Genomic DNA, 9,952 nt, shown 5'->3' on the forward strand with positions numbered 1-9,952 from the left:
ACTCGTTTCACCGGCACCTGCTCGCTGTTGACCGACTGTCCATGGCGCGCCCTTCGCCGTCGCTCTAAAGTTGCCGCGCTCGTCACGAATTCGAGTCTGCAGCCACTGTCACGAAGTGACGACGGAGGATGGATGAGGACCCTTTTTGTCAGTCTCACGCTGGCGTGCATGCTCGCCCTCTCTCTTCCTGCCGACGCGGCCACGGCCAACTCCCCTTCGGAAGAAAGCGTCACCGCCGTTTGGAAGGCGCAGCAAGTGAACTTCGAATTCCGCGGCCATAGCACGACCTACTCGTGTAGCAGCCTGGAAGACAAGCTGGTGATGATCCTTCGCACGGTCGGCGCACGCGAGGACGTGCAGCTGCATAGTTACGTTTGCGATGAGCAGTTGGGCGTGGCCCGATTCCAGGTGTCGATGCAGTCACCCGTGGTTGCCTCTGAAGAAAACGTTCGAGAAGCCACGCAGCGCGATTCGAAAGACGAGCTGATCGCCCGAGTGAAAGGGGAGAAACTCTCCAGCGCCGCCGACCTGGAGCGTTTTCCAGCCGTGTGGAAGACGGTGTCGTTCGCTCGCGATCGGCACATGCGACTGGAACGAGGCGACTGCGAGTTGGTTCAACAACTGCGGCGACAGATCCTGCCGCGCATGTCGGTGCGCGTGGTGAAAGACAACGTGCACTGTTCGACGGGCCTGGGGCACGTCGGACCGCCGCGCCTCACCGTTTCCGCGCTGGTTCGTGCCCCCTGATTTTTTTGACTAGGAGTCCTCGATCATGTCGCGAATCCGTTCGGCCAATGTTTCCAAGGCGAACGGTTTGGTGATCATTTGCATGCCGGGCGACAGCAGGTCGTTGCTCACCGCCGCGTTGTGCGCATAGCCCGTGATGAACAGCACTTTCAAATCCGGACGATGCGAGCACGCCGCGTCGGCGAGCTGACGGCCGTTGAACCCCGGCAGACCCACGTCGGAGATCAGCAGGTCGATGCGGACATCCGACAACAGAATCGCCAGACCGCTCGGCCCGTCGACGGCCTGCAACGATCGATAACCCATCTCGGCGAGCAGGTCGACGACGAGGTCGCGCACCACCTGCTCGTCCTCGACCACCAGCACGACCTCTTCGCGCGCACTCGGCTGCAGAGTGATCGGCGCAGGATCCGGTTCGTGCGACGTCTCGTGCTCGCCGTGATAGCGCGGCAGATAAAGTTTGACCGTGGTGCCCTTGCCCACTTCGGACTGGATCTTCGCGTAACCGCCGGACTGGCGCGTGAATCCGTAGATCATCGACAACCCCAGCCCGGTGCCCTGGCCGATGGGCTTGGTGGTGAAGAACGGATCGAACGCTCGACTGACCACTTCGGGGGGCATGCCGACGCCGGTGTCGGTCACGCAGATGCAGATGTAGTCGCCCGGCATGACGTCACGCAACTTCGCTTCATGCGCATCTTCGAGATGGGCGTTGCTGGTTTCGATGATGAGCTTGCCGCCGCCGGGCATGGCGTCCCGCGCGTTGATAGTCAGATTCAGCAGGGCGCTCTCCAACTGATTCTGATCGCAGCGGGTCAGCCACAGCTGCGGATCTTCCACGAACTCCAGGCCGCTCGTCTCGCCCAAAGTCCGTCGCAGTAACTCCTCCATGCCAAGGATCAGACGATTTGCATGCACTGGCCGCGGATCGAGCGCCTGCCGCCGTGAGAATGCCAGCAGTCGGTGCGTCAACGCTGCCGCTCGATTCGCGGCGGTCATGGCCGCCGAAACATACGCGTTCACATCGATCTGCTGCCCGCGCGCGAGTTTTCTTTGCATCATGTCGAGCGAACCGATGATGCCGGTCAACAGATTGTTGAAGTCGTGCGCGATGCCGCCAGTGAGCTGACCGACGGCTTCCATTTTCTGCGACTGACGCAGCGACTCTTCGGCCTCCGACAAGCGCTGCTGATCTCGAACCCGCTCTGTTACATCCTGCGCATATTGGAACGCGCCGATGGCTCGGCCGCTTGGATCACGCAACGAGGTGTACGTGATCTCGTAGTGACGCATTTGGTCGCTCTCGCTGGGTGCGGTGGGCTCGACCAATGTGAATTCTTCGCCGGCCAGCGCGCGGCTCCAACGACTGCCGGACAGAGCCAGTTGTTCGCGACTGCTCTTCATCAGTTCGAGAAGATTGTCACCTACCGCCGGACGCACACCGATACGAAGCTCGAATCGATCGGCGTAGGCCTTGTTCAACGCCAGGAAACGATAGTCGTTGCCTACCGCCGCCACCAGCGCCGTCACGGAGTCCAGCAGCTCGCCCCACAGCTTGCGCTGGGCAATCGCATCCTCGACGCGTTGTTCCAGAGTCGCGTTGAGCTGTCGTAAAGCGTTCTCCGCTCGCGCGCGTTCGACAGCCTCCCACATGCGTTCGGCGGTCTCTCGCGCCAGTGCGACTTCATCATCTGTCCAGCGACGCGGCTCGGCCTGATGAACATAGAGCGCGCCGACCAGCCGCCCGCCTTTGATCAGCGGCACGGTGATGGCGGCGCGAGCGCCGATTCTTCGATAGATGTCCGCCTCGGCGGCGTCGTTGGTCAGAGGATCGTTGAACGCATCTTCGAGCCGCGCGGTATGGCCGGCCTGCAACTCTCGAACGAGCGCCTGGCCAAAATCATTGAGCCGGTGCCGGCCCGCCAGGCTGGACATGCCGCCGTTCGTCCAATCGCAAACCACCAAGCTGGTCTTGCCGGATTCCTCCACCTCGCCGTAGCCGACGCGCCCAGCGCCCAATTGCCGCCCGACCATTTCCGCCGCCGTCAGCATGATTTCCGCGGCATCGCTCAAACTGCGCAACTTGTCGCTCAACGCCAATTGAAACGCGAGCTGTCGCTCCGCACGGACCTTCTTGGTCGTTTCCATGCACAGGACCATGACGCCGCCAACGTTGTTGGGAGCGCTGGCTTCGTCGATGGGACTGAAGCTGTAGGTCCAATAGATTTCCTCGCGCTTGCCGAAACGCGGAATGACAACGAGATGATCTTCGGCCCAGGCCGCCCCCGCCCCGGACATCACACGCTCGATCTGCGGCCCCATCACGGACCAGGTTGCGGACCAGACCTCGCGCAGCGGCGCACCCAGCATGGCGGGATGCCGTTCCGGCCCCAGCGAGCTGCGGTAGCCGTCGTTGTAGAAACAAAGGAGCTCAGGTCCCCAGAAAATACAGGCCGGATGCTGGGTGGTGAGCAGGATGCGCAGCGCAGTTCGCAGTCCCTGGGGCCAGCGCCGCGGCGGACCCAGTGAGGTGCGGTCCCAGTCGAAACCACGGATGAGATCGCCGAGCTCGCCTCCCCCGCTGAGAAAGTCGGCAGATCCGTCTACGCGCATGACAGGCGAGGTGCTCACATGTAAAGCGTGCCGCCTCCGCCCGCCTCGGTCAACGCGGATTCATCACCCTTTCAACGCGATTTTCCGTGACTGCAAACATTCGCTGCGATAGCGCAGAATGTCATCGCAGCGCCTGATATACCAAGTTGCGCAACAGCGAGCGATAGTAGGTGCGCAGCTGAATATCCGATGCTTGTAACATCATCACGGCGACCAGTTTTTCTTGCGGATCCACCCAGAAGTAGGGCCCCGTGGCGCCGCCCCAGAAATAATCGCCCACCGAGCCGGGAACCATGCTGCGGCCGGCTTCCTGGCGCACGCCGATACCCAATCCATAGCCTTGTCCATATTGGGGCAGCGGCGCCGTGAGCCCCAGCTCCATGGTGAAAGCGCCATAACTCACATCAGGCGGAAGATGATTGCTGGTCATCAACTCGACGCTCTTTCGTGACAACAGCCTTACACCGTCGAGCTCGCCGCCATTCAGCAACATCTGGGCGAAGCGGGCGTAGTCCTCGGCGGTCGACAACAAGCCACCGCCTCCGGAAAACCACTTCGGCGGCTTGGCGGGGTTGTAACCGATCACCATCGGCGGCGCGCCGGGGGCGGCCTGCGGTTGCGCCAGTCGCGTTGTTTGCTGGTCATCGAGCAGGAATGCGGTGTCTCGCATGCCGAGCGGCCGCGCGATGCGCTCGACGATGAACCGATTCAGGTCCAGGCCACCCTGCACTTCCACGATGCGCCCGATCACGTCGTTCGACATGCCGTACTCGAACGCGGCGCCTGGCTGAAACGCCAGCGGCAGTTGCGCCAGCTTGTCGATCAGCTGCGCGTTGGTTTGCTGATCGTCCATGGTGCCGGCCGCACGGTAGGCTCGTTGCACCAAAGAGTCACCGAAGATTCCGTAGGTCATGCCCGAGGTGTGACGCATCAGGTCCTGCACCGTGATCTCGCGCCGTGCCGGCTCGATCATCAATCGCCGCTCGCCGCTGCCGTCCTTGATCTCGACGCCCACCTGCAGGTTCGTCAGTTGCGGCAGGTAGCGGGACGCTGGATCCATCAACTGCAGTTTGCCTTCTTCGGCCAGCATCAGCGCCGCCACAATGGTGATGGGCTTGGTCATCGAAGCGATGCGAAAGATCGAATCGGGCCGCATGATGCTGTTCGCCGCCCGGTCCTGGAAGCCGAAGGTTTGCAGATAGGCGACTTTGCCTTGTCGCGCGATCAATACGACCGCGCCAGGGATCTTGCCGCTCGCGACATCGGCGTTGAAGGTGTCGGTCAGACGTTGCAAACGTTGCGATGAAAGCCCTACTGCTTCGGGCTTGGCCTTGGCCAAAGACGAGGCCAGCGTCGGGCCGGTGACGGTCAGCAGCGCAGCTGCCAGGAAACAAACAAGCTTTCTCATAATCCCGCTCTCAGACGATGCCGGTGGCGTAGTACACGGCGATCACGAAAAACACGGCCAAAGTTTTCACACAAGTAATCGCGAACACATCCTTGTACGACTGCCGATGCGTCAGGCCCGTGACCGCGAGCAGCGTGATCACCGCGCCATTGTGCGGCAACGTGTCCATGCCGCCGCTGGCCATCGCCGCTACCCGGTGCAGTACATCGGGCGTAATTCCTGCCGCCTGCGCCGCTGTCATGAAATGTTCGGACATCGCCGCGAGCGCGATGCTCAGGCCGCCGGAAGCGGAGCCGGTGATGCCCGCCAGCGTGGTCACAGTGATCGCCTCGTTCACCAGCGGGTCGGGAATGGACATCAGCGCGTTACGAATGATCAGGAATCCAGGCAGCGCTGCGATGACCGCGCCAAAGCCGTATTCCGACGCGGTATTCATCGACGCCAGCAGCGCGCCGCCGACCGCGTTCTTCGTACCTTCGGCGAACTTCGTCACTACAGGACGGAAAGCAAACAGCAGCACCGTCAGAATGCCCATGAGCAGCGCGCCCATGACGGCCCAGATAGCCACCACACCGGACAGCTGCGTGACGAGCGGCTTGGCGAGCCCTTCGAGCTGAGTTTCTATTGTCGTCTCGTAGAAGCGCGGGATGAGCCGGGTGAACACCAGATTCGCAATGCCCACGACGAGCAGCGGCAGAATGGCGAGCAACGGATGGGTCGAGTTGCCCGTCGCGACTTGCTCCGGCTCGTTGCTGTGGCCTGTGCCATAACCTTCGCCCGCGCTCAGCGCCTGACGGCGCCGCCAGTTCAGATACAACAGACCGCAGGTGAGAATGAACGCGCCGCCGACGACGCCTAGCAGCGGCGCTGCCCAAGTCGTGGTGCCGAAAAATGTGGTGGGAATGATGTTCTGAATCTGCGGCGTGCCGGGCAGGGCGTCCATCGTGAACGTGAACGCGCCGAGGGCAATCGTGCCCGGGATCAGGCGCTTGGGAATATCGCCGCGACGGAACATTTCGGCGGCGAACGGATAAACCGCAAACACCACAACGAACAGCGAGACGCCACCGTACGTCAGCAGCGCGCACACCAGGACGATGGAAAGGATCGCCCGCTCCTGCCCCACCAGCCGGATCACTGCCGCGGCGATGGACTGCGAGAACCCGGACAGCTCGATCAGCTTGCCGAACACCGCGCCGAGCAGGAACACCGGAAAATAAAGTTTCAGGAACCCGACCATGCGTTCCATGAACAGGCCGGTGAACACCGAGGGCACGGCGGCCGGATCGGTCAGCAGCACCGCCAGCAGCGCGGCCAGCGGCGCAAACAGAATGACGCTGTAGCCGCGGTAGGCGGCCAGCATCAACAACACCAAGGCAAGCACGACGATCGCGAAAGTCATTGCGCCTGTCACGGCGCAATCGCTCTCCGATGCCGCCGCCCCCTAAAACAATTAATTCATCAGGTGATGATTTTCGAGCGAGCTTGCCCTGGCTGGGCGGGAGTGTCAACCGAGACGGGGGCTCAACGCCCCGGATCGAACCGATAAGCTGCCTCCTCCGTGCGGACATATCCAGCGGCGGGAGCCACAAAGTGAGTCCCCACCACCAACACGGGCTGATCGGCCCATTCGGCCAGCAACCGGCGGCGGGTCGCGAGAGCCGCGTGGTGATCCGAATCGAACCTGGCCAGCAGCTCAGGCCGCGCGATCTGACACGGGTGATGCATCATGTCGCCCGTGATCACCGCGCGTTGGCCCTGCGATTCGATCGCCACGCAGACGTGCCCGGGCGTGTGGCCAGGACTCGGCAGCAATCTCACTTCCGGCGACAGTGCGTGATCCGGCTCCACCAACTGCACGAGCCCGGCATCGAACAACGGCTGCACCGAGTCGCCCATGGCGACGACCTGCTCGTCGTCTTCCTTGTCCTGCACCCAGAACTCATATTCCTGCCGCGCCATGAGATAACGCGCACGCGGGAATGTCGGCACCCAGCGATCGTTCTCGAGCATGGTGTTCCAACCGATGTGATCGATGTGCAGATGAGTGCACACCACCGCGGTCACGTCCTCTCTGCTCCAACCCGCGGCGGCCAGGCGTTGTAAGAAGCCGGTTTTGAGGCCGATGCCGCGAGTCATGCGGCGAGGCTTGTCGTTGCCGACGCACGTATCGACCACGAGTTTGAGACCCGGCGCTTCCACCAGCACCGCCTGCACCGCCATCAGCAGATGCCCCTCGGGCGAAACATAGTTGGGCCTGAGCCAGGCGATTTGCGCCACGACTTCAGGAGTCGCGCCGATGATCACACTCCGGTCGGGGTCGTACACCGCCGGCGATTTGAACTCGACGACGCAGGAAATCCTGACATCGCCCACCTGCCAACTGTTCATGCTCGGCTCCTCGTGCTGATCGCCAACGGTACCAGCTACACTGGTCGGATGGATAACATCACGCACACCATCATCGGCACGCTGGTCGGCGAGGTTGCCGCTCGCGTCGCGCCCAGCAGGAGGAGCACGCTGCCTGCCGCTACCCGCCGCAATCTGTGCGTCACGCTGGCCGCCGTCGGCAGCAATCTGCCCGACTCCGACCTGCTGTATTCATTCTTCGGCGGCAAGCTGAACTACCTGCTGCACCATCGCGGTCACACGCACACCGTCGTGATCGCGCTGCTACTGGGTATTGCCGTGATTGCCATGACCCGATGGTGGATCCGACGACGAGGCCTGCAGGCGTCAGCCGAGGATTACGGAGTGCTGGCCGCGGTGCTGTTGCTCACGCCATTGCTTCACATCGCGATGGACTTCACCAATAACTACGGCGTGCATCCATTCTGGCCCATGGATGGTCGTTGGTTCTATGGCGATTCGGTGTTCATCATCGAGCCGCTGTTCTGGGCGGCCTGCGCGCCGCTGGCTTTTGTATTCAAAACTCATGTGGCGCGGTTTGCGGTGCTGCTGCTCATGGTGGCTGCGATCGCGTTGTGCTTTTTCAGCGGCATGGTGCCGCAGGTGCTGGCCGTGGGATATGCGTTGCTGGTGGCCGCGATGTTGCTGATCGGGCAGCGTGCGCCCACGCATATCGCGCTGGCCGCGAGTGTGTCGCTGTGGATCGGAGCGACCGCGATGTTTGCATTGACGGCGCGGACCGCGAGAGCTCACATCGACGCCATCGCCGCTCAGCAGTTTCCCGAAGGGACTTTGGTCGATCGCATCGTCACGCCCATGCCCGTCAATCCGACGTGTTGGGAAATCATGCTGCTGCAGAAGGAAGCGGACAACGCAGTGTTACGGCGGGCGATGCTGGCGTTGTGGCCTTCATGGGTGACCGCCGACAAATGCCTGACGCGGAGCCTCGATCTCGCGATCACCGCGCCGCTCGTTCCGGTCACTGCCGCCAATACAGAGCAGGTGAAATGGTATGGCCAGATCAGCACGCCGATTGCACGACTCGCCAGTGTGGCCGCAACCAACTGCGAAGCGGCCGCCGCGCTTCGGTTTATTCGCATGCCTTGGCTAGCGGACGTCAATGGCGAACTGATCCTTGGGGATATGCGTTATGACCGGGAATCAGAGCTGGGCTTCGCGGAGGTTGCGCTTCAGAACGCGCCGAGCTGCCCGTCGTTCGTGCCCGGTTGGGTCGAGCCCCGGCAGGATCTGTTAAAGCAAAGCGCAGTGGATATGAGCAGCGCGCGCAGTCAGCCTTGAGACTGCGCCTCATAGTGGAATGCGGTCGTTACTTGCGCTTGGCCGTGAAGGTGCCTTCGCCGAATTGACCGAACACCGCTCTGCCCCTCATGGTGTCGCCTTCGACGGTGCCGGTGTAGTCGAGTTTGAGATCCGTTCCCTGCACGTTGATCGTGAAATCGAACGCCACGGCCGCGCCGCTCACCGAGCCTGTGTAGTCGACGGTACCGGCCTGGCCAGTGATGGTTCCCACCAGCGCGGAGCCGGACTGTCGCACGATCATCTCCGCGTCTTGCGCGCCCATCTGGCTCTCGGTCGTCAACACCCAGTTACCCGACAGATCCGCGCTCTTCGGTTGAGGTTGCGAAGCCGGTGGCGTGCTCGAGCAAGCGCCGATCAGAAGCGCGACGGAAGCCAGGAACCATGCACGTATGTTCTGCATTCGTCTCTCCCTGTGATGGGTGCGGAGCTTAGCGCAGGCATGTGTCCCGTGCGTTATGGGTCGGTCACAAGAAAAGTCAGGATCTTGTCAGCAAGGATTCGATAAGCTGGCGCCGTGTCCAGGGGTCCATGCAGGCCCAGCCATTGCTCAAGCCATAGCCAGGTGTCATCCATGAATCGAGTGCTTCGTTCCACCCTCGTCGCGACTTTGCTGGCCCCCGCCCTTGCGCTGATGGCGCAGGCTTCCGAGCCGACCAACGTCAAGGAACTGCAGAAGGCCCGCCACGATCACTACCACGAGCTCGGCGACAACTTCAAAGTGGTCCGCGACCAGGTGCGCACCGATAAGCCGGACCTCGCCGCCATCAAGACCGCCGCCAAATTCGTGAACGACGCCGCGGGCGAGCAGGAGAAGTGGTTCCCAGCGGGCTCCGGCCCGGAAGCCGGCAAGACGCAGGCGCTGCCTGAGATCTGGAGCAAGCCCGCCGAGTTCAAGGCGGCCATGAAAATGTTCAGCGACGCCGCTCCGAAGCTGCAGACCGCCGCCAACAGCGGTGACGTAGCCGCCATCAAGACCGCGTTCGGCGACGTCGGCAAGTCGTGCAAGAACTGTCACGACAAGTTCCGCGCCGAAGAGCACTGATCGACGCTCAGATCGAACGTCAGCAGATGACATTGCGCCCGGGCGAGCACCAGCTCCCCGGGCGTAATTTTTTTCTCGGAAAGAGCACAGGTTTGGCAGGAAGGAACGGCAAACCAAACTGACCCTTCGGCGGCGTCGGGAGTGACCTACCTCCTCCCGGCATTGTCGAGAAAGAGGGACCTTTTCGACAAAGTGCGCCCAGGGACGGGACCCGACGACGCCGCGCGATAGCGCGGCTGAGGGGGAGCACGGTGCCGGGAGGAGGTAGGTCGCGGTATGGTCCAGGTTCATCCTTTACACATCAGTCCAGGTTCATCGTTTACACCGGTGTAGTTCACGCTTGGCGAACCGAGGAGGTTTTGCCATGGCCTGGAACGAGACCGATGCGATGGATCAACGATGCAAGTTCGTGC

8 protein-coding genes are annotated in these 9,952 nt (G+C 62.2%); 3 read left to right on the forward strand and 5 right to left on the reverse strand.

The features are described from left to right. Positions 1-132 precede the first annotated feature (132 nt). Positions 133-747, forward strand: coding sequence for a hypothetical protein (locus VGD45_RS10365; protein WP_331155217.1), 615 nt, complete (start codon positions 133-135; stop codon positions 745-747). A 9-nt stretch (positions 748-756) separates the two neighbouring features. Here VGD45_RS10365 and VGD45_RS10370 read toward each other — a convergent pair whose 3' ends face one another. The 4 genes from VGD45_RS10370 to VGD45_RS10385 all read right to left on the reverse strand — a co-directional run bounded on the left by VGD45_RS10370 (position 757) and on the right by VGD45_RS10385 (position 7,159). After that, on the reverse strand, positions 757-3,378 hold the full coding sequence (locus VGD45_RS10370; protein WP_331155218.1) for a GAF domain-containing hybrid sensor histidine kinase/response regulator: 2,622 nt from the start codon (positions 3,376-3,378) through the stop codon (positions 757-759). Between the two features lie 103 nt (positions 3,379-3,481). Then, positions 3,482-4,768 (reverse strand): serine hydrolase domain-containing protein, encoded by a 1,287-nt coding sequence (locus VGD45_RS10375; protein ID WP_331155219.1) that lies wholly within the window; start codon positions 4,766-4,768, stop codon positions 3,482-3,484. A 10-nt stretch (positions 4,769-4,778) separates the two neighbouring features. Then, entirely contained in the window at positions 4,779-6,170 is a 1,392-nt protein-coding gene (locus VGD45_RS10380) for a GntP family permease (RefSeq protein WP_331155220.1), read from the reverse strand. A gap of 122 nt (positions 6,171-6,292) precedes the next feature. Then, a complete protein-coding gene (locus tag VGD45_RS10385; RefSeq protein WP_331155221.1) occupies positions 6,293-7,159 on the reverse strand; it encodes an MBL fold metallo-hydrolase in 867 nt (288 codons plus the stop codon). Positions 7,160-7,207: 48 nt separating this feature from the next. On the opposite strand from VGD45_RS10385, the gene VGD45_RS10390 reads away from it, so the two are divergent. Further along, a complete protein-coding gene (locus VGD45_RS10390) occupies positions 7,208-8,476 on the forward strand; it encodes a metal-dependent hydrolase (RefSeq protein ID WP_331155222.1) in 1,269 nt (422 codons plus the stop codon). Between the two features lie 28 nt (positions 8,477-8,504). Here the strand turns inward: VGD45_RS10390 and VGD45_RS10395 are convergent, their stop codons facing one another. Further along, the gene (locus VGD45_RS10395) at positions 8,505-8,897 is read right to left on the reverse strand and encodes a hypothetical protein (RefSeq protein ID WP_331155223.1); all 393 of its coding nucleotides are present in this window, start codon (positions 8,895-8,897) and stop codon (positions 8,505-8,507) included. A 171-nt stretch (positions 8,898-9,068) separates the two neighbouring features. Here VGD45_RS10395 and VGD45_RS10400 point away from each other — a divergent pair, with 171 nt between their 5' ends. Continuing rightward, positions 9,069-9,539, forward strand: a complete 471-nt coding sequence (locus VGD45_RS10400) for a cytochrome c (protein ID WP_331155224.1) — start codon at positions 9,069-9,071, stop codon at positions 9,537-9,539. Positions 9,540-9,952 lie beyond the last annotated feature (413 nt).

The sequence above is a fragment of the Steroidobacter sp. genome, from assembly GCF_036402275.1.
Lineage (GTDB): Bacteria > Pseudomonadota > Gammaproteobacteria > Steroidobacterales > Steroidobacteraceae > Steroidobacter.

Excerpts from the sequence above, each read along its gene's own strand:
- VGD45_RS10365 (WP_331155217.1), top strand. The coding sequence starts at position 133 with ATGAGGACCCTTTTTGTCAGTCTCACGCTGGCGTGCATGCTCGCCCTC.
- VGD45_RS10375 (WP_331155219.1), bottom strand. The coding sequence starts at position 4,768 with ATGAGAAAGCTTGTTTGTTTCCTGGCAGCTGCGCTGCTGACCGTCACC.
- VGD45_RS10380 (WP_331155220.1), bottom strand. The coding sequence starts at position 6,170 with ATGACTTTCGCGATCGTCGTGCTTGCCTTGGTGTTGTTGATGCTGGCC.
- VGD45_RS10385 (WP_331155221.1), bottom strand. The coding sequence starts at position 7,159 with ATGAACAGTTGGCAGGTGGGCGATGTCAGGATTTCCTGCGTCGTCGAG.
- VGD45_RS10390 (WP_331155222.1), top strand. The coding sequence starts at position 7,208 with ATGGATAACATCACGCACACCATCATCGGCACGCTGGTCGGCGAGGTT.
- VGD45_RS10395 (WP_331155223.1), bottom strand. The coding sequence starts at position 8,897 with ATGCAGAACATACGTGCATGGTTCCTGGCTTCCGTCGCGCTTCTGATC.
- VGD45_RS10400 (WP_331155224.1), top strand. The coding sequence starts at position 9,069 with ATGAATCGAGTGCTTCGTTCCACCCTCGTCGCGACTTTGCTGGCCCCC.